Annotated in this window: 20 protein-coding genes; 6 read left to right on the top strand and 14 right to left on the bottom strand. The window is 69.2% G+C overall.

Annotated elements, in window-relative coordinates:
* Positions 1 to 21: 21 nt before the first annotated feature.
* The 5 genes from FHU39_RS02765 to FHU39_RS24885 form a co-directional block, all read right to left on the bottom strand.
* Positions 22 to 777 (bottom strand): DUF4352 domain-containing protein, encoded by a 756-nt coding sequence (locus FHU39_RS02765; RefSeq protein WP_183318771.1) that lies wholly within the window; start codon positions 775 to 777, stop codon positions 22 to 24.
* A gap of 22 nt (positions 778 to 799) precedes the next feature.
* On the bottom strand, positions 800 to 1,249 hold the full coding sequence (locus FHU39_RS02760) for a DUF4352 domain-containing protein (RefSeq protein WP_183318768.1): 450 nt from the start codon (positions 1,247 to 1,249) through the stop codon (positions 800 to 802).
* 256 nt (positions 1,250 to 1,505) lie between these two features.
* Entirely contained in the window at positions 1,506 to 2,042 is a 537-nt protein-coding gene (locus tag FHU39_RS02755; protein ID WP_183318766.1) for a hypothetical protein, read from the bottom strand.
* Positions 2,043 to 2,078: 36 nt separating this feature from the next.
* Complete coding sequence (locus FHU39_RS02750) at positions 2,079 to 3,299, bottom strand: 5-methylcytosine restriction system specificity protein McrC (RefSeq protein WP_183318765.1); 1,221 nt, start codon at positions 3,297 to 3,299, stop codon at positions 2,079 to 2,081.
* A gap of 16 nt (positions 3,300 to 3,315) precedes the next feature.
* Complete coding sequence (locus tag FHU39_RS24885) at positions 3,316 to 6,411, bottom strand: AAA family ATPase (protein ID WP_183318763.1); 3,096 nt, start codon at positions 6,409 to 6,411, stop codon at positions 3,316 to 3,318.
* A gap of 137 nt (positions 6,412 to 6,548) precedes the next feature.
* Here FHU39_RS24885 and FHU39_RS02740 point away from each other — a divergent pair, with 137 nt between their 5' ends.
* Together FHU39_RS02740 and FHU39_RS02735 are read left to right on the top strand one after the other, a co-directional pair.
* A complete protein-coding gene (locus tag FHU39_RS02740; protein ID WP_183318761.1) occupies positions 6,549 to 7,190 on the top strand; it encodes a DUF6891 domain-containing protein in 642 nt (213 codons plus the stop codon).
* 10 nt (positions 7,191 to 7,200) lie between these two features.
* On the top strand, positions 7,201 to 8,340 hold the full coding sequence (locus FHU39_RS02735; protein ID WP_183318759.1) for an aminotransferase class I/II-fold pyridoxal phosphate-dependent enzyme: 1,140 nt from the start codon (positions 7,201 to 7,203) through the stop codon (positions 8,338 to 8,340).
* Positions 8,341 to 8,373: 33 nt separating this feature from the next.
* On the opposite strand, the gene serA is transcribed toward FHU39_RS02735, so the two are convergent.
* Together serA and FHU39_RS02725 are read right to left on the bottom strand one after the other, a co-directional pair.
* Positions 8,374 to 9,564, bottom strand: coding sequence for a phosphoglycerate dehydrogenase (gene serA / locus FHU39_RS02730; protein ID WP_343065709.1), 1,191 nt, complete (start codon positions 9,562 to 9,564; stop codon positions 8,374 to 8,376).
* Positions 9,565 to 9,644: 80 nt separating this feature from the next.
* A complete protein-coding gene (locus tag FHU39_RS02725; RefSeq protein ID WP_183318755.1) occupies positions 9,645 to 11,120 on the bottom strand; it encodes an FGGY-family carbohydrate kinase in 1,476 nt (491 codons plus the stop codon).
* A gap of 84 nt (positions 11,121 to 11,204) precedes the next feature.
* Between FHU39_RS02725 and FHU39_RS02720 the strand changes: the two genes are divergently transcribed.
* Both FHU39_RS02720 and FHU39_RS02715 read left to right on the top strand, forming a co-directional pair.
* Positions 11,205 to 11,429 (top strand): DUF433 domain-containing protein, encoded by a 225-nt coding sequence (locus FHU39_RS02720; protein ID WP_183318753.1) that lies wholly within the window; start codon positions 11,205 to 11,207, stop codon positions 11,427 to 11,429.
* A gap of 3 nt (positions 11,430 to 11,432) precedes the next feature.
* On the top strand, positions 11,433 to 11,762 hold the full coding sequence (locus FHU39_RS02715; protein ID WP_183318751.1) for a DUF5615 family PIN-like protein: 330 nt from the start codon (positions 11,433 to 11,435) through the stop codon (positions 11,760 to 11,762).
* Between the two features lie 26 nt (positions 11,763 to 11,788).
* Here the strand turns inward: FHU39_RS02715 and FHU39_RS02710 are convergent, their stop codons facing one another.
* From FHU39_RS02710 to FHU39_RS02695, 4 genes are all read right to left on the bottom strand, one after another.
* Positions 11,789 to 12,220: a DUF2268 domain-containing putative Zn-dependent protease gene (locus FHU39_RS02710; RefSeq protein ID WP_183318748.1), complete on the bottom strand. Its 432-nt coding sequence runs from the start codon at positions 12,218 to 12,220 to the stop codon at positions 11,789 to 11,791.
* Between the two features lie 204 nt (positions 12,221 to 12,424).
* Entirely contained in the window at positions 12,425 to 15,331 is a 2,907-nt protein-coding gene (locus tag FHU39_RS02705) for a vitamin B12-dependent ribonucleotide reductase (protein WP_183318746.1), read from the bottom strand.
* Positions 15,332 to 15,431: 100 nt separating this feature from the next.
* Positions 15,432 to 15,920, bottom strand: coding sequence for a transcriptional regulator NrdR (nrdR, locus tag FHU39_RS02700; protein WP_183318744.1), 489 nt, complete (start codon positions 15,918 to 15,920; stop codon positions 15,432 to 15,434).
* Between the two features lie 260 nt (positions 15,921 to 16,180).
* Positions 16,181 to 16,585 carry a hypothetical protein gene (locus FHU39_RS02695; RefSeq protein ID WP_183318741.1) on the bottom strand — a complete coding sequence of 135 codons (405 nt, stop codon included), beginning with the start codon at positions 16,583 to 16,585 and terminating at the stop codon, positions 16,181 to 16,183.
* A 284-nt stretch (positions 16,586 to 16,869) separates the two neighbouring features.
* Between FHU39_RS02695 and lexA the strand changes: the two genes are divergently transcribed.
* A complete protein-coding gene (gene lexA / locus FHU39_RS02690) occupies positions 16,870 to 17,586 on the top strand; it encodes a transcriptional repressor LexA (RefSeq protein WP_183318739.1) in 717 nt (238 codons plus the stop codon).
* 93 nt (positions 17,587 to 17,679) lie between these two features.
* Here the strand turns inward: lexA and FHU39_RS02685 are convergent, their stop codons facing one another.
* On the bottom strand, positions 17,680 to 18,507 hold the full coding sequence (locus tag FHU39_RS02685) for a Sir2 family NAD-dependent protein deacetylase (RefSeq protein ID WP_183318738.1): 828 nt from the start codon (positions 18,505 to 18,507) through the stop codon (positions 17,680 to 17,682).
* The gene (locus FHU39_RS02680) at positions 18,504 to 19,166 is read right to left on the bottom strand and encodes a GOLPH3/VPS74 family protein (protein WP_183318736.1); all 663 of its coding nucleotides are present in this window, start codon (positions 19,164 to 19,166) and stop codon (positions 18,504 to 18,506) included. The genes FHU39_RS02685 and FHU39_RS02680 overlap by 4 nt, the downstream gene beginning before the upstream one ends.
* Positions 19,167 to 19,292: 126 nt before the next feature.
* On the opposite strand from FHU39_RS02680, the gene FHU39_RS02675 reads away from it, so the two are divergent.
* The gene (locus FHU39_RS02675; protein WP_183318734.1) at positions 19,293 to 20,216 is read left to right on the top strand and encodes a LysR family transcriptional regulator; all 924 of its coding nucleotides are present in this window, start codon (positions 19,293 to 19,295) and stop codon (positions 20,214 to 20,216) included.
* A 182-nt stretch (positions 20,217 to 20,398) separates the two neighbouring features.
* Here the strand turns inward: FHU39_RS02675 and FHU39_RS02670 are convergent, their stop codons facing one another.
* On the bottom strand, positions 20,399 to 22,789 hold the full coding sequence (locus FHU39_RS02670) for a ComEC/Rec2 family competence protein (protein ID WP_183318732.1): 2,391 nt from the start codon (positions 22,787 to 22,789) through the stop codon (positions 20,399 to 20,401).
* Positions 22,790 to 22,793: the final 4 nt, after the last annotated feature.

Genomic DNA, 22,793 nt, shown 5'->3' with positions numbered 1-22,793 from the left:
GCTGCGCGCATCCGGACCTGATCAGTTCGTCCATGCGACCGGAGCTTCGCTGTTGTCGGCGAGCCCCGGGAGGTAGAGGAACGTGTACTTCGTGTAGTCCTGACCGGCCGGCACCTCGTAGACCAGGGTCCCGCTGTAGGTCTTCTCCTTCGTCTCGCCGATGGTGACGACACTGAACTTCTCACGCTGCGGCACGATGTCGGCGATCGAGTTGTAGTCGCAGACGTTGTTCTTGGTGTCGCGCAGCGTGAAGTCGGTGCCACCGAAGACGCTGTTGTTGCCGGACTTGTACTTCACCGTCACCTTGACCAGGAGGTAGACCTGCCCCTCGTCGGGTCCGAAGATGTCATTCGGGTCGCCCTTCTTGGCGACCGGCTTCGCCGGCGTCATCGTGACGGTCCCCTCGTACTTCTGGGTGACGTCCAGCGGCGAGCCCCACTTGGCCTTCTTGGTGCTCGGCCCGGGCGCGGCCGGGGTGCCGAAACTGTCGTCGGTCGTGCACACCTGCGACGGGTCGCCGGACGACGACGTCGGCGCCGCAGAGACCGTCGGAACACCGGTGTCGCTGGACCCGGCCGTGTCGCTCGGTGCCACGGTCGGCACGCCGTTGTCGGTGCCGGAGTCCGTCGGCTGGTCCGCGGTCGACGCCGCGGTCGCTGCGGTGGATGCCGGAGCCTGGACCGACGGCGCGCTGTCGTTGCAGCCCGCCACGGTACCGACGGCCAGCGCCATCGGCACCACCCCGAGCAGGATCCTGCGGTGCGCTTTGATGGTCATGGTTTGGAACCTCTTCCCCTTGTTACTTGGTCCACGCGACGGGCGCGTTGGCGCTCTTGCTGTCGAGCGAGTCCGGCAGGTACATCAGCGTGTACTTCGTGTAGTCCTGGTCGGCCGGCACGTCGTAGACAAGGGTGCCGATGTAGCTCTTCTGGGTCTTGGACATGGTCACCGAGTCGAAGCGCTGCCGCTGCTGGACCACACTGCTGAGCAGGTCGCTGTCGCAGACGTTGTTGTGGCTGTCGCGCAGCGTGAAGAAGGTGTCGCCGAGAAAGTTGTCGTCGCCCGACTTGTACTTCACCGTCACCTTGATCAGCAGGTAGACCTGGCCGTCCGGCGGGCCGAAGAAGTCGTCCGCTGCGGGCTTCTTGGCCACCGGCTTCGCGGCGCTCATCGAGACCGTGCCGGCATACTCCTGCTTCAGGTCCAGGGGTTTGCCCCATGCGGCCTTCTTGGTGCCCGGAGCGAGCACGGCGGGAGTGCTGAGGCTGTCGGGGTCGGCGGTGCAGACCTTCGCGGGGTCGCCCGTGGCTGCCGTGGTCGGCTCCGTCGCGGGGCGGTGCCTGCACCGATGGTGCGCTGTCGTTGCATCCGGCGACGACGCCCACTGCGAGCACGGTCGGCACCACGCCGACAGCAAGCCTGCGCAAAGCGGTGGTGGTCATGATCGTTGCCAAGCCTTTCTCGATGGAGCGACCGACTGCTCGCCGGCGCCGCGGGGTGCGGGCTCAGGGTACGCGAACCGTCCACACCTCCGGCTTACCGGAGGCGTGCTCGTCCTTCGCGAACTCACGGGCGCCCTCACCGACCGGAATTCCCTGATGGGTCGCCGCCTGGCTGATCGCGGTGGCGATCCGGTCCCACACCGCGGCTCCCTGCGGGAAACCCATCTCCCAGGTCATCGCCTCCACCCCGATCACGGTGCGATCGGGCATCAGTTGTGCTCGCACGCGGGGGTACGAGCCGTCGATCTGTATGACGATCGCGCCCTGCTCGGGATGTATGTCGGTGACCCGGTCATCCGACGTCGCGATATGGCTGATCAGTTCCCCCGCGCGCGTCGGGTCGGCGCCGAGGGTCAAGGTGCGCCCCATCATCGTCAGGTGCTTGGTCGCCGGGCCGGCCGTGATGGCGCGGCCGAAGTTGCCGTCGATGGCCCGGTCGCGCACCTGCTGGTGGGCGGCGGAGACCTTCGACTTCATGAAGTACCACAGGAACGATCCGACGATGATGACGAGCAGCACCACGATGAGTTTGGCGAACACGGCGTCCAGTATGCCGATCCGGCGGCCCGCGGAGCGTCAGCGGATCGGCGACGCCGGCCGCTGGGAGTATGCCGGGCGCGGGTAGGACACCACGCGGACCAGTTCGGCGAGCGTGTCGAGTGAGCCGGCCAACCGCGCAGGCGGGACGTTGAGCCGCAGCGGCACACACAACAACCGGGTGCCGATGCTGCGGACCACGACCTCGGGCGCCGGCGGCTCGTCGGCGTGGGCGTAGATCAACAGCCCCGCCTCCAACCCGAGCGCCGCCGCGTAGGCGAGCAGCGGGTAGAAGTCCGACCCGTCGTGCCGGGCGGACGCCAGGTGGTAGGCGACGTTGCCGACCAACGCCGGTCGCTGGTCGCGGCGCAGCAGCACATCCGGCGTGAAATGCCACTGGTCCTGGACGTCGAGCGCGTACTGCGGCTGCTCCTCCAGGCTGATGTCCGGCCAGAGCCGGCCCGCCAGCTCGACGGTGATCCAGCGGCGGAACAGGTCGTCCATGTCGACCATGAACGCGTGCGCCGTCTGCTCACCCTCGAGGTGGCGGATCGTGATGCCGTCCAACGCCTTGCGGGCCAGCTCCAGCGCCGGGGCGTAGTGCTCGTTGAGGCGGGTGATCGGTAGGTCGCCGTGGTGCTGGTCGGGTGTGGTGGGCTCGACTCCTTCGAAACGCTGCACCAGCCGGAGCCCGTCACGTCGTACCAGCGGCGGCAGGTCCGGCCAGCTGAGCACCTGGCGGACCGCGCACAGCAGCAGCCGGTTCTCGGCGATGTCGGGGGTGAACTCGTCATACCGGCACGGTGGTGCTGCGGCGTTCCACGGCCGGGTGGCGAGCTGATCGACCAGCAGCCGCCCGCGGATGGTGCTGGTGTCCTCCTCAAGCGTGACGTATCCGTGCAGCAGCCCGCGCCGGGTCGCGGTGTCGATCGCCCGCAGCAGGAACGCGGCGACCCCGTCGACCAGTTCACTGTCGCCGGACCAGCCGACGCTGTCGCTCCCCCACGCATCCGGGGGCAGGCCCGCGGAGAACATCGTGAAGAGGTTCTCCATCGGCGCACGCGGCTCAACGCGGATGGTGCAGTCGGGCACCACGAGGGCCCCGACCCAGGAGCCGGTGCGCAGGACGACGCGCTCCGGGTCGGTCGTCGCGACGACGGTGATCTTGTCGGCGGCGGCCTCCAGCAGCGCCACCCGTGCCGCCGCGGACAACCGCAACGGCGCGCTGTCGCTGTGCTCGCGCAGCAACACCTCGTTCACGGGATCGGCACGCCGCTCATGGGGTGGTCGCTGCCGGTGGCGGCTCCTCGCCGGCGGCCGCGCGTGCCTTCGGGCCGTGCCGCTCCAGCACGCTCTGCCAGGTGAACGTCCGCAGCACCTCCTCGCGCCCGTAGAACTGGTCCTCGATGAACGGATAGACGCTGTAGGTCCAAATGCGTTGCAGCGCAGCGTCATTCAAGCCATCGACCATGAAGTGGCTATGCCCGATCTGCAGATGTGGGCCGCGCAATGCACGCCGCAATTCGTCGTTGACCAGGTCCACGACACCGGCGACCCAGACCGGGCCGTCGTGCGCCTGCAGCCAGCGCCGCAACAGTCCCTCCATCGGGCCTTCGTGCGGCATGAACGGCACGAAGTGGAAGCGTCGGCGCAGGGCGGCGTCGACCAGCGCGATCGAGCGGTCGGCGGTGTTCATGGTGCCGATGAAGTACAGGTTCGGCGGCAGCTCGAAACCCTCGTCCGGCCGGTACGACGTCATGACCGACTGCGACCGGTACTCCAGCAGGTACAGCAGTTCCCCGAAGACGCGTGGCAGGTTCGCCCGGTTGATCTCGTCGATCAGCATGATGTGCGGTGTCGTCGGGTCCGCCTCAGCGGCCTCGGCGAGCATGGCGAGCGGTCCCTTGCGCAGCTCGTAGACCATCTGACCGTCGGCGTCCAGCCTCGGCCGGAAACCTTCGAAGAAGTCCTCGTACGACGTCGACGGGTGGAACTGCACCACCTGCCGCTTGGTGGAGTCCGGCTGCAGCGCTGCGGCCAGACGCTGCGCGAGGTAGGTCTTGCCGGTGCCGGGTGGGCCGTAGAAGATGATCTGCTTCTTGTCCTCCAACAGGCCGTGCACCTCCCGCAGGAAGTCCTCGTCGACCAGCAGTTCGGCGGCGGCCTCGGCGATCAGGTCCCGCTCGGGGTCGGCGACCGACTCCCCCTTGTGCAGCAACCAGAGCGCGAATTGCACCTGGCCCCAAGGGTCTCCGGGCAACAACGGCTCGAGTCGCGCCCGCAGCCGGTCGTTGATGACCACGTGCAAGCGAGCCCGGTTCGGGGTGTCGATCTTGGGGAGTTCGACACCGACCGCACGAGCCACGGCGATCTTGCCGTCCGCCCCACCCAGCGAGTGGATCGGCAGGTAGCGGCCCGGGTGGACGATCGCCATCAGCTTCATCACGACCGCTTCACCGAGGCCGGGTGCGGGCATCCCGTCCCCGAGGATGTGCTCGATGCGCGCGACGTCGTCGCCGTCGCCCCACAGCAGTTCCTTGATCGCGCGCGCGAACGCGTCGAGGCCGGCCGCGTCCATCGTCGCCAGACTGGACTGCAGCACCGAGTGGGCGCCGGGGTGACCGTAGGCCCGGCCGTTGAGCAGCCGGCGGAACGCCGCCAGGTCGAACGCGTCGAGCCCGGCCGGCTCCAGTGCCTGGGCGAGCGAGCGGCGCTGCTCCTGGTGCCAGGCGTCGCGTCCGCCCGGGTAGGGGCGCTCGGCAGCGAAGCGTTCCAACTGGGCGAGCAGATCCAGGTCGACCGGCCCGGTCGGGGTCGGCTCCTTGCCCGACATGACCTCGACGAGCGGCCCGAGCCGGCGCACCGTGTCGACGATCTGGTCCGCGAAGTCGGCCCGGCCGAGTGCCTCTGGATGGGGCCACCACCGGCCGACATACACCTCACCGCCGGGGTATTCGCGATCAACCGGCTCCACCCGGTCGGGGCTGCTGGTGGGGCGCAGGTGGAAGAACCGCAGGTCCTCGGGCAGGTGCTGCTCAACGACAGCGCCGATCTCCTCGTGCCGCGCGGCCGAACCGGGCCCATCCCAGCCGGAGTGCAGCCCGACGGCGACACCGGACCGGGTGATCCACAGCCGGAATCCGGGAGCGCCGGTCCCGCCGGGCAACGCCCAGGTCGCGTGCGCGTCGACGCGGTACGGCGCGTCCTTCGACTGGCCGGTCCTGGTCTGCAGGTTGGTCTCGTGCAACCGCACCCCGGTCACCTGTTGCAGCGGGCCGACCAGTGATCGCGCGGTCAGCGTGGCGGTGCCGCGCAGTTGCAGCGCGAGCCCGGCGGCGCGCGCCTCGGAGTCGGCGTCGGGGTAACCCAGGCCCGGTTTGTAGCCCGCGATCAGCTCGGCGGCCTCCTCGCAGATGTCGGGCAGCGCGGTGCCGAGACCGACGAACGACTGCTTGCTGCCGAGGTAACCGATCAGCCGCTCGGCCAGCCGGGGGTCGTCGGGTTCGAAGTTGCGGCACAGCTCGGCGAACGCCACGTAGCGTTCGGAGTGGCTCAGGTGGCGCCCCATCCAGCCCAGGGTCTGGAACGGGTCGGAGCCGCCGGGCCACAGGATCGGCCAGTCACTGCGCACATCGGTCGACCAGAAGACCGACAGTGCGGTCGGTACGCGGCTGCCGTCCAGCTTGCCCTCGGTGTACTCCTCCAGGGCGCGGATCCGCAGTGCCGCCTCGTCGTCGTTGTGCGGGGTCTGGGTCGTTTCGACGAGCAGGTCGGCCAGGTCGCGCTCGTAACCCTCCGCGGTGCTGCGCAGCTGACCCAGCCAGGTCGGCAGGTTGGACGCGTGTTGCGCGTACGGCCCGGGGCGACGCGACCAGACCGCGAACCCCTCGACGAACGCGTGCAGGTCACGACTCACCGCGAGGGTGCCGAGCAGCTGGCGAGCCTCCGCGACTCGGTCGTTTCGCAGCGAATCCACTTGGTGCCACAGGGTTTGCGCGGCTGGGTCGTTGTTCGCGGCAACCTTGATCAACTCGTACGTCGCCCTCCAGCGGCGCAGGTCGCGCTGCCGCACCGGGCTCGGCCCGTTGGTTCGTTGGGCGCGCTTGACCTCGAAGCCGAGGCTCTCCAGGTGCGCGCCCACCTCGTCGGCCGGCGGCAACGACACCGGGGTGAGCGGACCGAAGTCCGCGCGGGCGAAGCCGTGCGCCGCCGCCGCGATGGCGGGGGCGTCATACACGACGCCTCCCTCGTGCAGCACGTGGTCGACGTCGGGGTCGAAACCGTATGCCGCGAGGAACGATTCCCGTCCCTGGGACCGCCATTCCTGGAGGGCGGCGAGTACATCGTCTCGGGTGATGTCGGCAAGGGCCACGGTGTCTGACAGCTCCGGGTGTCGCAGGTGGAACGGGGGAAACGGATCGACCGCACAGGCTACGTGATGTCGCTGTACGCCGCGATGCGCACGGTGAAAGTTGCCCACACGCACGATCAGTTTGGCACGATGGCGCAGTGCCCACCGACCTGCGCGACAGCGACGTCAACTTCTCCGGCGAGTTCGTGCCCGACCCGGACACCGCACTCGGGCGGCTGATGACCCGCATCTGCATCGGGACCGACAGCCGCGACGAGCTCGAGGACCGGCTCCGCTGGGAGATCGCGACCGACACCGCGCTGCGCGACGCGGACATCACCGAGGCCGCTGTCCCGGAGGTGGTGGACTGGCTGATCAGGGATCACAACAAGCACGTGCTCTTCCCCAGTCACCTGGCGCTCGGGCTGATCAGCGGACTCGAGCGGCTGACCGGTGAAGGGGTGGTGTTCGGTTTCGGCGAGGGTTCGGACGTTTCGCAGGCACTGACCGCCGTGTCCAACGCGGCGAACACCCTTGCCGGCGAAGGGCATCCGGTCGAGGGCTACTGCTTCAGCACGGTCTCCGACGTCGAACGGATGATCTTCGAGCAGCGGCTCTACATCGGTTTCGGCGTGTTCAACGAGACCGGCGAGGGGGCTCTCGCCGTGGGCGAACACATCGCGCGGGTGTTCCGGGAGAACGACCTGCCGCTGGACTGGGACGGCAGCGAGGACCACCGCATCCAGGTGGTGGGTTCGTATGCCGTCCCCTACATCGACGCGCCCGCGGACGAGGGTTAATGTCGCGATCGTGGACATCGAACGCGTCATGGACCGGATCACCGTCGAACGGCTGCGGGCGCGCGGCTCGGTGAAATGGTCGGTGACGCGCGGCGATCAACTGGGTGCGTTCATCGCGGAGTCCGACCTGCCGCTGGCACCCGTCGTGACCGACGCCATCACCGGTGCCGTCGCCGACGGCCTGACCGGGTATCTCCCGACGCCGGCCGCGGCGGCGACCAGCGCCGCATGCGCTGCCTTCCAGCAGCAGCGGTTCGGGTGGGCGGTGGACCCGTCGCAGGTGCACCTGCTGCCGGACGTGCTCGGAGCGTTCGCGTTCACCCTCGGTCACCTGGTCGAGCCGGGCACGCCGGTCGTGCTGCCCACCCCGGCATACATGCCGTTCCTGGAGCTTCCCGGCGCGGTCGGGCACGAGCTGCGCACCCTGCCGATGGATCAGGTCGGCGGCCGGTTCGTGATCGACCCCGAGCGGCTGGCGACCGCACTCGAGGGCGGGCTACTCGTCGTCATCAACCCGCACAACCCGACCGGGCAGGTCGCCACCCGTGCGGAGCTGCTCCAGATCGCCGACGTCGTCGAGCGCACCGGGTCGAGCGTGTTCGCCGACGAGATCCACTCTCCCCTGGTCTATTCCGGCAGCCGGCACGTGCCGTACGCGTCGCTGGACGAACGCACCGCCGCCCACACGGTGACCGCGGTGTCCGCGTCGAAGGGCTGGAACCTGCCCGGCCTGGCCTGCGCCCAGCTGATCCTCACCTCGCCCGAGCTGGAACGCCGCTGGAAGGATTCACCGTTCGTGACCCGGCACGGGACGTCACCGCTGGGCGCGGTCGCCGCGACGGCGGCATACAGCCCGGACGGTGTCGCGCACCTGGATGCGACGGTCGACTACCTGCGACGCGGACGCGATCTGTTCAACGACCGCATCGCACAGGCGCCGAGCATCGGCTACACCCCGCCCGCCGCGACCTACATCCACTGGCTCGACGTGCGCGAGACAGGTTTCGGCCCGAGCGAGGTTCGCCGTGCCGGAGTGCTTGGCACCGACGGATCCGATTGCGGGACAACCGGGTTCCTGCGCCTGACGCTCGCCACGTCACATGCCGTCGTCGGGGAGATCGCCGATCGGCTGGTGAAGCTGACGTCCTGAGACTCCACGAAGGAGCGGAGGACTTCGTGGGGATCAGCTGATGACGCGCAGCTGGATCGTCTCGGGCATCTCCCGCAGCGCCGCCACGGCGGCGTCCGGCAGCTGCGCGACGTCGGTGACGACGTAGCCGTTCTCGCCACGGGTGTTGAGCAGCTGACCGTCGATGTTGACGTCGTGGTCGGCCAGGATGCTGTTGACCTTGGCGAGCACGCCGGGGGTGTTGCGGTGCAGATGCGTGATGCGGTGCCCGCCCGGACGCTGCTCCAGTGTCAGGGAGGGCAGGTTGACGCTGAGGGTGGTCGTGCCGCGGTCGATGTAGTCGCGCAGCTTGCTGGCGACGAATCGCCCGATGTCCTCCTGCGCCTCCTCGGTGGAACCACCGACGTGCGGGGTGAGGATGACGTTGGGGATGTTCTGCAGTGGCGACTCGAACGCCTCGCCGCGCTTCTTGGGCTCGGTCGGGAAGACGTCGACGGCGGCACCGGCGATGTGACCGGACAGCAGGTTCTCGCGCAGCGCGTCGTAGTCGACGACGAACCCGCGCGACAGGTTGAGGAACAGCGCACGCGGTCGCATCCGGGCGAACTGCGCGGCGCCGAAGAAGCCGGCGTTGCCGGAGCGACCGTCCACGTGCAGCGTGATGACCTCGGCCGTCTCGAGCAGCTCGTCGAGGCTGTCGCAGCGGTGCGCGTTGCCGAGCGCCAGCTTGTCGTCGGTGTCGTAGAAGAAGACCTGCAGACCGAGCATCTCGGCGACCACGGACAGCTGCGAGCCGATGTTGCCGTAGCCGACGATGCCGATCTTGCGGCCGCGGATCTCGTGGGCGCCCTTGGCGTTCTTGTCCCACACGCCCTTGTGCAGCGAACTGTCCTTCTCGGTGAGCCGGCGCGCCATCGCGATGATTTCGCCGATGGCCAGCTCCACCACACTGCGGGTGTTGGAGAACGGCGCGTTGAAGGTGGCGATGCCGCGTGCGGCCGCCTCCCCCAGCGCGATCTGGTTGGTGCCGATGCAGAACGCACCGATCGCGGTGAGCTGGGTCTTCTCCAGCACCGTCGGTGTGATCTCGGTCTTGGACCGCAGCCCGACGACGTCGACGCCCTGCAGGGCGTCGACCAGCTCGGACTCGTCCAGCGCTCCAGTGCGGGTTTCGACCTCGAATCCCGCGTCACGAAGGATGGACTCGGCCAACGGGTGGATGCTTTCCAGGAGCAGCGCCTTCACAGTGCGCAGTGTCCCATCCTCGGCGCGGCCGCTCGGCACCGCGTCCGGCATTCGAACAATTGATCCGTATGCCGGACCGGCTATGCGTCGGCCGACGCCGCCAGCGCGTGCACGGTGTCGCGGGTGCTCTCGTAGAGGTCGCGGTAGAGCCGGTAGCGCTCGTCATACACACCTCGCGCCTCGGCCGTCGGCCGGCAGACGGTGCGGGGCGGATTCCAGTCGCCGATGGCCACGTCGATGACCTGGGTGGCCGCGAGGTAAGCCGCGCCATACGACGCCCCGACGGTCTGCTCGGGGATCAGCTGCTCCCGGCCGGTCACGTCGGTGACGATCTGCGGCCACAGCTCGCTCGTGGCGCCGCCGCCGACAGCGATCACCCGACTGATCTGCGCGCCGGCCGTCAGCATCGTCTCCAGGTTGTGCCGCACCCCGAACGCGGTGGCCTCCAACGCGGCTCGATAGATGTGCGCCCTGGTATGGGACAGCGTCAGGCCGGCGATGACGCCGCGCGCCGACGGGTCCATGATCGGTGTCCGTTCCCCGGCGAAATACGGCAGCATCAGCAGGCCCTCGGCGCCCGGCGGCACCCGGGCGGCCTCACCGGCGAGCTGCGCAAAGTCCGCGCCGCCGTACAACTCCCGTAACCAGGCGGTGATCGCGCCGGAGGTCGCCATACCCCCGGCCAGGCTGTAGCTGTCGGCGTAGGCACCCACCGGTCCCCACAGGGCCGGCAGCTGCACCGGTTCGGTGAGGGTGTTGATCAGGAACATGGTGGTGCCGTACATGAGCATCAGGTCACCCGGGTTGTGCGCATCGGCACTGATGGCTTCCGACCAGGCGTCGATGGTGCCCGTGATCACCGGAATACCTTCGGGCAGCAGGGTTTCCGCGGCTGCTGCGGCCGTCACGTGACCAGCGCCCTCGTCGGCCCACTGCAGCGGCGGCAGCTCGATGCCGGGCGCGACGGCGTCGGCCCAGTCCCGGATCCAGGCGTGCTCGTGGACGTCGTAGAGCGGCGTGGTCTGGCTGGCCGAGTGGTGGTCCAGCACGTAGCTGCCGGTCAGCTTGCGGACCAGCCAGGAGGAGGCCATGAAGAGACGGCGGGCGCGCCGGTATGCCGCAGGTTCGGCGTCGCGGACCCACGCGATCTTCGCGGCGGCGGCCTGACTGGACATCGCCGACCCGCACCGATGCAGGATCTGCTCGGCGCCGAACAGCTCGTCGCACTCGTCCTGTTGGCGCTGGGACCGGGTGTCCACGCCGTAGAGGATCGCCGGTCGCACCGGCCGGTCGTGCTCGTCGACGAGCAGCACGCACGGCCCCATCCCGCTGACGCCGACCGCGGCCACCTCGAAGGGTCCGGAGCCGACGAGTTCCCTGGTGATGTCGCGGAAGTCGTCCCACCAGACGTTGCCGTCCATCTCGACGTGACCCTGCTTCGGGCGGTCCACCCGATGGTCCCGGGTCGCGAGCGCGAGCACGGCCCCGGTCGGGTCGACGAGCACGCCCTTGCTGCTCGAGGTCCCGATGTCGACACCGAGGAACACCTGCGTCATTCAGGTGAGCGTACTGCGGCTGTTCCTCGGCCGAGGCTGCCGCATGAACGGTCGCGACGTTCCCACCCGGGCTATCCTCGATGCATGCCGCTCCTTGATCGCATCGCCATCGACCCGGAGGTCGCCCACGGGCGTCCGACGGTGCGTGGAACCCGTATGCGCGTCGGCGACGTGCTCGCCCTGCTGGCCGCAGGTGCCAACGAGGCTGAAGTCCTCGACGACTATCCGTATCTCACGGCGGAAGACATCAAGGCCTGCCTCGAGTACGCCGCGGCGCTGGTCGACCACGCGATCCTGACCGCATCGTAGGCCGTGCGGTTCCTCATCGACGCCCAGTTGCCACCGGCACCGGCCCGGCTTCTGCGCGAGCACGGGCACGAGGCCGACCACATCATCGACATCGGGCCGGGTGATGCGTCCGACCGGGAACTGTGGCGGTTCGCGCTCGATAATCAGGCTGTCATCGTGACCAAAGACGAAGACTTCTCGAACATGATCGCCCACGGCGGTGAAGCACCATCGGTCGTCTGGGTGCGGATTGGCAATACCCGCCGCACCGTCCTGCTGGCATGGTTCGAGCCGCTGGTCGACGAGATTGTGCGCCTGATCGAAGATGGCCAGCGCCTCATCGAACTACGATGACACTCAAACCCGGCCGTCCGACTGTGTCAGTTCGTCGCTTCGCGCGGGGCCGTGCGCGTCACCGCCTTGGCAGAGATGTCTACCAAGGCGGATGCGCTCAACCCGCGCTCTTGGGCGTAGGAGCGGGCCCGAAGGCTTGTTCCGCACCCAGGTCCTCGCTCGCGCGCAACGTGGTGAAACTCGTGGACCAGAGTCGTGCGTACTGCAGACATCGTCGCCGGGTGTGACGAATCGACAGCAAGGACCACGGATCGCGCACTGTAGGTATATCCACCACAACCCCAACTCGGGATCACCATGTCGGGTGCGTCGACCGCGAAGACATCGAGACGGTCCAGCTGCAAGACCTCCCGGACCAGCCGGACAGCCGCCTGATGTCCGTCCTTGAGCACCGCCAACTGCTCCCCGGAGTACACACCAGATCCGGTGGGTAAGTGGAGGTCGATCGCGCCGGTCACAGCATCACCGTAGGAGACACCAGACACCAGAACCACCACCGATCAGCGCCCCCGAGAGGTCAGTTTTCGACCAGCAGCACCGGGTCAGAATTCATACCCGTGAACCATGCTGGCATCCGTGAACATCCCTGAGCGTCATCGGCCCTCGACCGAAGATGGTCGAGGGCCGATGGCTTGCTGCATTCAACGCAGCATCGCGCGGTTTCAGCTGCAGCCGCTGGTGGAGCCGCAACCCTCGCAGACGTAGCAGGAGCCGGCGGGACGCATCTTGGTGCCACAGGTCATGCACATCGGTGCGTCGGCGGCCTTGCCCTGGAAGCGCTCCATCAGGTCCTGGGACGAGTGGATCTCACCGGACACCACGCGGGCGTCGGCGGCACCGGAGCCGGACCGGTAGTCCAGGTCTGCGGCATCGGTCTCCGCTGCGTGGGAGTCGGTGGCCTCCTCGCGCTTCGTGGTAGTGCCGACGGACTGCGAATAGGACTCGACCTCGTCCGCCACCTCATCGGCGTCCGCCTCGGACTCCTCGGTGTAGGAACCGGTTTCGAGCTGCCGGGCCCGCTCGGCAGCCGTGTGGATGCCCAGGTAGGACCGGGTGTCGAAGTCGAGGTGGTCCAGCGCCAGGCGACGGAAGACGTAGTCCATGATCGACTGCGCCATCCGGACGTCCGGGTCGTCGGTCATACCGGCCGGGTCGAACCGCAGGTTGGTGAACTTCTCGACATACGTCTCGAGCGGCACGCCGTACTGCAGACCGACGGACACGGCGATCGAGAAGGCGTCCATCATGCCGGCCAGGGTCGATCCCTGCTTGCCCAGCTTGAGGAAGATCTCACCCAGCTTGCCGTCGTCGTAGGTGCCGGCAGTGAGGTAACCCTCGGCACCCGCGACCGCGAACGACGTGGTCTCGCTCTTGCGCCGCTTGGGGAGCCGACGACGCACCGGGCGGTACTCGACGACCTTCTCCGGCTCGACGTCCTCGCTCTTGGCCGACTTCTTGCCGTCGGACAGCGGCTGCCCGACCTTGCAGTTGTCGCGGTAGACCGCCAGCGCCTTCAGACCGAGCTTCCAGCCCTCCAGGTGCACTTCGGCGATGTCCTCGACCGTCGCGCTCTCCGGCAGGTTGACGGTCTTGGAGATCGCACCGGACAGGAACGGCTGCGTCGCGGCCATCATCCGCACGTGGCCCATCGGGGCGATCGCCCGCTCACCCATCGCGCAGTCGAAGACCTCGTAGTGCTCCGGCTTCAGACCAGGGGCGTCGATCACGTGGCCGTGCTCGGCGATGTGCTCGACGATCGCCTCGATCTGCTCGGTCTGGTAGCCCAGCTTCTTCAGCGCCCGCGGGATGGTCTGGTTGACGATCTGCATCGAGCCGCCACCGACGAGTTTCTTGAACTTCACCAGCGAGAAGTCCGGCTCGATGCCGGTGGTGTCGCAGTCCATCATGAAACCGATGGTGCCGGTCGGCGCGAGCACCGAGGCCTGCGCGTTGCGGAAGCCGTTCTTGGCACCGGCCTCGACCACCTCGGCCCAGGCCCGGGTCGCGTAGCGGTGGATCTCGGAGTCCATGGCGTCCAGCGTGTGCACGGCGTCGTTGGCCGCCTGGTGCTTGCGCATGACCCGCTGGTGCGCGTCGGCGTTGCGGGCGTAACCGTTGTAGGGCCCGACGATCCCGGCGAGCTCGGCGGACCGCTTGTAGGCCGCGCCGGTCAGCAGCGAGGTGATCGCCGCCGCGAGGGCGCGACCGCCCTCGGAGTCGTAGCCGTGGCCGGTCGCCATCAGCAGCGCGCCGAGGTTGGCGTAGCCGATGCCCAGCTGGCGGTAGTCACGGGTGGTCTGGCCGATCGACTCGGTCGGGAAGTCGGCGAAGCAGATCGAGATGTCCATGGCGGTGATGACCAGCTCGGTCACCTTCTGGAAGGTGGCCGCGTCGAAGGTGTCGTCCTCGCGCAGGAACTTCAGCAGGTTGAGGCTGGCCAGGTTGCAGGAGCTGTTGTCCAGCGACATGTACTCCGAGCACGGGTTGGACGCGGTGATGCGGCCGGTCTCGGGGTTGGTGTGCCAGGCGTTGATCGTGTCGTCGTACTGCAGACCCGGGTCGGCGCACTCCCAGGCCGCCTGGTTGATCTTGTCGAAGAGGGTGCGTGCGTCGACCTCCTCGATGACCTCGCCGGTATGACGGGCGCGCAGCCCGAACGATGCTCCGTCCTCGACGGCGCGCATGAACTCGTCGGTGACGCGCACCGAGTTGTTGGCGTTCTGGTACTGGACCGAGGTGATGTCCTTGCCGCCCAGGTCCATGTCGAAGCCGGCGTCGCGCAGCGCACGGATCTTGTCCTCCTCGCGCGCCTTGGTCTCGACGAACTCCTCGATGTCGGGGTGGTCGACGTCGAGCACGACCATCTTGGCTGCCCGGCGGGTCGCGCCGCCGGACTTGATGGTGCCCGCGGAGGCGTCGGCGCCGCGCATGAACGAGACCGGGCCCGACGCGGTGCCTCCGGAGGACAGCAGCTCCTTGGAGGACCGGATGCGGGACAGGTTGAGGCCGGCACCGGAGCCGCCCTTGAAGATGAACCCTTCCTCCTTGTACCAGTTGAGGATCGAGTCCATCGAGTCGTCGACCGACAGGATGAAGCAGGCCGAAACCTGTTGCGGCGACTTGGTGCCGACGTTGAACCACACCGGCGAGTTGAAGCTGAACACCTGGTGCAGCAGTGACCAGGTCAGCTCGTGCTCGAAGATCTCGGCGTCGTCGTCCGTGGCGAAGTAGCCGTGCTCCTTGCCGGCGCGCACGTAGGTCAGCACCACGCGGTCGATCAGCTGCTTGAGGCTGTTCTCCCGCTCGGGGGTGCCGAGGGCGCCGCGGAAGTACTTGGTGGTCACGATCGTGGAGGCGTTGAGCGACCAGCTGTCGGGGAATTCCACTCCGCGCTGCTCGAAGATCGTCTCCCCGGTCTTCCAGTTCTGCTGGACGACGTCACGCCGCTCCCAGGTCACCTCGTCGTAGGGGTGGACACCAGGGGTGGTGAAGATGCGCTCGACGGTCAGCCCCTTGCGCGTGGCGTTGCCCTGCCGGGCCTGGGGGCCGGCGTCTGCCGTGTCGGTCATGTCCAACTTCCTTTCCACCTGCCGGTGGTCGACTCTGCTGCTGTTGTGTCGGTGTTACTGGTGTTGCTGTAGCGCTGTGCCGGATCGTCGGGCGACCCGCTCAGTCGTCGGCGTGCTGCCGTTGCGGCTCCACCCCGGTGGGTGGTCGTTCCGCGCGGAGCAGTGCGATCGCGGACTCGAAGTCCTCCAACCCCTCGAAGGCCTGGTAGACGCTCGCGAACCGCAGGTAGGCCACCTCGTCGAGCGTCCGCAGCGGGCCGAGGATGGCCAGGCCCACGTCGTGGGCGTCGATCTCCGCGGCGCCCTGCGCCCGGATCGACTCCTCGACCTCCTGGGCGAGCAGTGCCAGCTGGTCCTCGGTGACCGGCCGTCCCTGGCAGGCCTTCCGGACGCCGATCAGCACCTTCTGCCGGCTGAACGGTTCGCTGGCGCCGGAGCGTTTCACCACCGTCAGGCTGGCCGTCTCGAGCGTCGAGAAGCGCTTGCCACAGTTGGGGCACTGGCGACGCCGCTTGATGCAGGTGCCGTCCTCGCTGGTGCGGCTGTCGACGACCCGACTGTCGTCGTGTCGACAGAACGGACAGTGCATGCGCGACCCCTCTCCCGCGTCACCCAGCACCGGCTTCCGGCCCGTCCGCCGCACGCCTCGGCCTGTGGACGGGACTGTGGGTAATCGGTGGATGAACTGGGGATGACCGGACTGTTCATGTGGACTAGATGTGGATAAATCCCATCCGTGTAACTACTAGATGTAGGGATATTAAGCCGATCCCACCACAAGTGCAAGAGGGGGCGTGTCGACCCGGAAAAGTGCTGGTCAGGCGCCCGGGGACGGCGCGTCGCAGCCTCTCACCGAGGCAGTTGCAGGTGCTCCCCGGCGACCACCTGGAGGCTGTTGAGATCGTTGGCCAGAGCCACCTTGGTGACGGCGTCGGAGACCAGCATCGAGGGGTAGGCGCGGTGCGCGATCTCGGACAGGGTCTGCCCGGACTGCACCGTCACGCCGCGCGGCGCGGCTGCCGGTGTGGTGGCCCACGCCTTGGCCGCGGCGCCGGCGCCCACGAGCAGTGCTGCGGCGACGACGACACCGATCAGGCGGCGACCGCGTGCGGTCAGTCGCAGGCCGGTGGATTGCACCCGGACACCGACGGCACGTCCGCCGCCGCAAGCCTGCGGGCCGGTCGGGACCGCACGCAGGTGGCGGCGCGCCGGGCGCGGGTCGGCCGGGGCATCCCATTGGGCGAGTGCACTCATCTCTTCCTCCTGAAGCTGCGATGCGACGACTGACGCACGACCCGGACGGTGGGCCTGGACCGAACACCCGTGCGATCGGACACCTGTCGGATTTATAGCACGGATGTTCGACCGGGTCGAGACACGCGTCGTACAGATGTTTGGAACTTGTGTCCTAAACCCATACGCTGTTTTCACGAAGCCAAGGCAAGCACCGACCACCGACAACCGGGTCCGGACAGCCGTCCGCGCACCCTGCTGGCCGACCGCTTTCGAGCAACTTCGCCGAGGAGGAGATGGCCGCGATGGCAGATGTGCACGAACTACCCGACCGCAGGGGCGAGAGCCTCACGACCCGGCAGCGCAAGGTGCTGGAGGTGATCCGCAACTCGGTCGATCGGCGTGGCTACCCGCCGAGCCTGCGCGAGATCGGTGACGCGGTCGGCCTCACCAGTCCCAGCTCGGTCGCGCACCAGCTGACGATGCTCGAGCGCAAGGGTTACCTGCGCCGCGACCCCAACCGGCCGCGTGCCATGGAGGTCATCGACCCGGACGCGACCGACATGCGCGGCTACCGCGGCGGTTCCAGTGTGCGCGGCGCCGACGACTCCGGGGTGGACGAGACGGGGCTGGGCGACCAGCGACCGTCCCCGTCGTACATCCCGGTGGTCGGCCGCATCGCCGCCGGTGGCCCGATCCTCGCCGAGGAGGTCGTCGAGGACATCTTCCCGCTGCCCAAGCAACTCGTCGGCGAGGGCGACCTGTTCCTGCTGAAGGTGGTCGGCGACTCGATGGTCGACGCGGCCATCTGCGACGGCGACTGGGTCGTGGTGCGCCAGCAGCCGACGGCGACCAACGGCGACATCGTGGCCGCGATGCTCGACAACGAGGCGACCGTCAAGACCTTCAAGCGGACCCGCGGCAAGGTGTGGCTGCTGCCCCACAACGACGCCTACGACCCGATCGACGGCGACGACGCGACGATCCTCGGCAAGGTCACCGCGGTTCTGCGGCGCGTGTGACGCAGGTCGGGCCAACGGACAAGTTGCACAAGGAAGATCGGGGTCCCTGCGAAGTATCGGAGGAGCGAAGCGGGGGAGAACTTCGCGGGGTGATCATCCGGTGAGCGCGTCGGCCACACCGGTCAACGTCTCCCCCAGCGGCGCATCGACGCGCACCGACACCTCCTCGTCGGTCGCGCGCGTCCAGCCGTGGGTGATGACGGCGACCGGGATGCCCTCCCGGACCGCGCGGCGCACGAAGCGGTAACCGGACATCACAGCCAGCGACGAACCGAGGACGAGCACCGCACGCGCGGCAGCGACATACGAGAAGCATTGCTCGACCAGCGTTTTCGGCACCGACTCCCCGAACATCACCACGTCCGGCTTGAGCAGGTCGGAGCCGCACACGACGCAGTGCACCAGCCGGAACCCGGCGATCAGCGATTCGGCGATCGCGACATCGCCGTCGGGGCGCAGCGGGCCGTCCGCGGACCGGTCGAAGTCCGGATTCGCCAGCCGCAGCCACTCGTCGACCGTGCCACGGGCGTAGTGCTCGCCGCACTGCATGCACACGACCTGTTCGAGGCTGCCGTGCAGCTCGGCGACGTCGACCGCACCGGCGGCCTGGTGCAGTCCGTCGACGTTCTGGGTGATGATCGGGCCGAGGTAGCCGGCGGCCTGCAACGCCGCGACCGCATAGTGACCCTGGTTCGGGCCGGCCGAGGCGAACCGTGGCCAGCCGACGTAGGAGCGCGCCCAGTAGCGGCGCCGCGCCTCCCGGTCGGCCAGCAGTTCCTGCGCCGTCATCGGCGCGAACCGGCGCTTGCCGTCCGCACCGCGATAGTCGGGTATGCCGGACTCGGTGGACAGGCCGGCACCGGTGAGCGCGACCACCCCGCCACCGCTGATCAGCTCGGTCAGCGCCGCCAGGTCGTTCAACTGCCGATGACCGTCACCGTCGTGGCGGCCGTGACCGCGACCATCGCCGCGCTGGCGGCCTCCTGGGCACTGCGGATGGCCGCGGCCGCCGCACCGGCCGCCCAGTCCCGCTCGCCGACGGCCTTCGCGCGCTTCTTCAGCTCACGGCCGGAGACACCGAACTGGCGGCTGTCATAGACCCTGGTGATGACATCCGCCGCGGCGAGCAGGGCGACGAGCGACCCGGTGTGCAGATCCGGCTGGGCGGTGCCGGCGAGCACCCGGCCGCCCGCGTCCACGAGCCGGGCTCGCCCGGCCACGTCGAGCACGGGATGCCGCGGTGGCTGCAGGAATCCGCCCTTCTCGCGCCGTACCGCTCCGTCCGCCACGAGTCGGTCGTAGGTGCGGTCGGTCTGGCCCTTCGCCACCGCCGGCAGCACGCGCGCCGGCTTCTTGCCGGCCTTCGGCGCGAAGATCGCGAGGGCATGGTCGAGCAGCGGATCGCCACCGGGCCGGGCGTCGAGCACGACCAGCCGACCGTCCTTGACCGCGATCCGCCCGCACGCTGCCAACTCGCACAACACCGCTCCGGCCAGTGCCAGGTCGAGACGGGATTTGTCCGTGAACGGCCTGCCGTCGGCGCGCGTCGCCACGAGCAGCACTTCCGCACAGATGAGCATGTCTCGACAATAGGTCGTCCGGGCGGCGGACGCCTCCGTCCCCGGGCGGAACCGGTCACCCGCCACAAGGATTAGCGTTTTCCGGGAAGAGTTGTTAATTAATAACGAAATGTTATCCTTGGTCACATGATTGACGCGGCAGGCCTTCGGGTGATCAAGGCCATCAGTGACCACGGCAGCTTCACCGCAGCTGCCGCTTCGTTGGGCTACTCCCAGCCCGCCATCTCGCAGATGGTGCGGCGCCTGGAGGACCGCACCGGCACGGTGCTGGTCGAGCGGCTGGGACGCAGCGTGCGGCTCACCGAGGCCGGGCAGGTGCTGGCACGACACGCCAACCCGGTGCTGGCCGCGCTCGACGCGGCCGAGTCGGAGGTAGCCGCGATCGCCGGGCTGCGCGCCGGGCGGGTGCGGCTGATGGCCTTCCCGTCGTCGTCCTCGACCCTGGTGCCGCGCGCCCTCTCGCTGGTCAAGCAGCGTTTCCCGGACGTGCACGTGACCTTCAGCGAGGCGGAGCCGCCGGAGGCGTTCGCCGCGTTGCGTTCCGGCGAGTGCGATGTCGCGGTGACGTTCGCCTACGAGGGCACGGACCTGGCGCGGGCCGACGAGGACATCGACTCCTTCGTCACCCGCAAGCTGCTCGAGGACGAGGTCCGCCTCGCCCTGCCGTTGGACCACCCGCGCGCGAAGTCCAAGAAGGTCAAGCTCAGTGACATGGCCGACGAGCCGTGGATCGCCGGGTGCCCACGATGTCGTGGTCACCTGCTCTCCCTCGCCGAGCGGGCCGGCTTCAACCCCGACGTCGCCTTCGAGACCGAGGACTACGTCGCGGTGATGGGCCTGGTCTCCGAGGGACTCGGCGTCTCGCTGGTCCCCGAGCTCATCCGCCGGTCGGCCGGCAACCCCGGTGTGGTCACCCTGCCGATGGACCCGGCCTCCCGCCGCACGGTGTATGCCGTGACGACCCCCGACCTGCAACGCGTCCCGGCCGTGTCCGCCACTCTCGACGCATTGTGCGAGGCAGCGCGGGCCAAGAGCGTCTGCGGCAACTGAGCTCGGTCATAGCCCTCCCCTGGGGCGACCTACGCACGGCCAGCACCCCGAACACCGGTCACAGCCCTCCCCTGGGGCGACCTACGCACGGCCAACACCCCGAACACCGGTCATACCCCTCCACTGGGGCGACCTACGCACGGCCAGCGCACCGGAACCGAATGAGTCGGGACGGCTGAAACTCACCGCCTGGCCACCAGCGGCCGGCCGTCGCGCACGACGATCGCGACGTCCCCGCCGCGGTCGGTGCGCTCCACCACCGAGTTGGTCTCCCGCAGCAGGTCCAGCGTGCGTGGGGCGGGGTGGCCGTAGTCGTTGCCGGCGCCGACGCTGATCACCGCGAGCGGCGCGTGCACGAACCGCTCCAGCGCCGGGTCCTGGTTGGCCGAGCCGTGGTGCGGCACCTTGAACACGTCGACCGACGGCGCGTTCGGCAGGGCCCGCAGCTGCCCCAACAGCGTTGCCGCTGCTTCCTTCTCGATGTCACCGGTCAGCAGGATCCGCAGTCCGTGGGTGCGCACGTCGAGGACCACGCTGTTGTTGTTCTGGACCGATCCGGCTCGGATCAGCCGGCTCGGGCCGAGCACCAGCGCGTGCACCTCGCCGAGGTCGAGGACGTCGCCGGTGGCAAGGGTCCGCACCGGCAGGTGGTGCTGGGCGGCGAGGCTGCGCACGAGTGGCTCCTCGGTCGCCTCGGCGTCGGTGTCGGTGGTCGTTCGCGCGGAGAGCGGCGTGACGTAGACCGGACCGACCTCGCGGCCGTCGAGCACCCCCGCGAGTCCGCCGACGTGGTCGGCGTGGAAGTGGGTGAGCACCACCGCGTCGACGACGCCGATCCGCAGCCGGGTCAAGCAGGCGTCCATCAGGCCGGGGTCGGGTCCGGCGTCGACGACCAGGGCGTGTCCGGGTGCGGTGGCCAGCACTCCCCCGTCGCCCTGGCCGACGTCGCAGGCGACATACACCCAGCCGGCCGGTGGCCACGCCGTGACGGGCGTCGGCGCCCAGGCGGCCGCTGCGAGCACGGCCCCGGCACCCGCGAGGTAGGGACGGACCCACAGGTGCCGCAGCAGCCACACCCCCGTGAACAGTGCGAGCAGGGTCAGCACCGCGAGCAGCAGCGCACCGGCAGCACCGTCCGGCCAGGGCAACGTGCCCATCGGTACACGTGCGCAGGTGTGCGCGATCCAGGCGATCCCCTCGGTGGGGATCGCCGCGAGCCAGGCGGGCACACGGGCGAGCGCCGTGCTCACCGGGGCGACGAGCACGGTTGCGACACCGCACATCGTCGCGGGTGCCACCAGGGGTGCTGCCAGCACGTTCGCCGGTATGCCGATCAGGCTGACCGAGCCCTGCAGCAGCACGATGACCGGCGCGCACATGGCCTGCGCGGCCATCGGTATGGCGACTGCCTCGGCCAGCGGGCTCAGCCGCCGGGGTAGCCAGCGGGCGATCCGGTCAGCCCACGGCCGGGCGAAGAAGAGCAGCCCGGCGGTGGCGAGGGTGGACAGAGCGAAACCGTAGGAGGCGGCCAGCCACGGGTCGATCGCCAGCAGCGCCAGGACCGCGGCGGCCAGCACCGGCGAACCCGCCGCGCGCCGGGAGGCCGACATGCCCACCAGCCCGATGAGGCCCATGACCGCGGCCCGGATCACCGACGGCTCCGGCCGGCACAGCAGGACGAACAGACCGAGCACGACGGCGGCAGCAACCAGCCGCCAGCGGCCCCGCAGATGCAGCCAACCGGCGAACCACATCGCCGACATCAGCACGAGCGTCACGTTGGAGCCGCTGACCGCGTTGAGGTGGGTCATACCGGTGGCGCGCATGTCGTCGTTGAGATCCGGCGGCAGCCGGGAGGTGTCGCCCATCACCAGGGCGGGCACGAGCCCGCGCGCATCCGCGGGCAGGCCGTCAGTGGCGACGCGGGTGTCGCGGCGGAACACCTCGACGCCGTCGAAGAGCGGTCCGGCGCCGCCGATCAGCCGCGGCGGCCCACGCACCGTCAGCACCGCCTCGACGTCGTCGCCCGGCTCGGCCGGTTGCAGCCGCCCGGTGAAGGCAACGCGCTGGTGCCAGCGCAGGGCCAGCCAGTCCTCGTCGGCGAGCACCAGCACCGGGGTGCGCGGCGTGCTGCGCATGCCCCGGCCGATGACCTGGCGGACCGACACCTTGGTGATCACCAGGCTCCGGTGGCCGGTCAGACCGGCGCCCACGACCCGTGGATCGGTGCTCAGCACCGCCTCGACCCGGACGATCGCGTGCTTCGCCGCGAGCTGGTCGACCGGGCCGGCCCGCCGCACCATCAGGTGGCCCGCAGTTGCCGCCGAGGCGAGGGCGACCGCCGCCCCGGCAAGGGCGCAGGTATCCAGGACCCGGACGCGCCGGTCCGGGTCGAGGTCCGGGTCGGCGTCAGCGCGCCGGCGCCACCGCGACCGCACCGGACCGAGCACGAGCACCAGCGCCGCCACCAGTCCGACAGCGGCGATCGTCCAGCACCAGCCGGCACGCAGCCGCAACGCGACGAGCGTGACCGGCCACGCCACGGCGGCCGCCGTGAACAGCCGCAGATCCACCGGC

Origin of the sequence: Flexivirga oryzae (assembly GCF_014190805.1) — a bacterium.
In the GTDB taxonomy this organism is placed as follows: Bacteria; Actinomycetota; Actinomycetes; order Actinomycetales; family Dermatophilaceae; genus Flexivirga; species Flexivirga oryzae.
The sequence above is the reverse complement of the archived record's forward strand: the minus strand, read 5'-3'. Positions and strand labels throughout refer to the sequence as shown.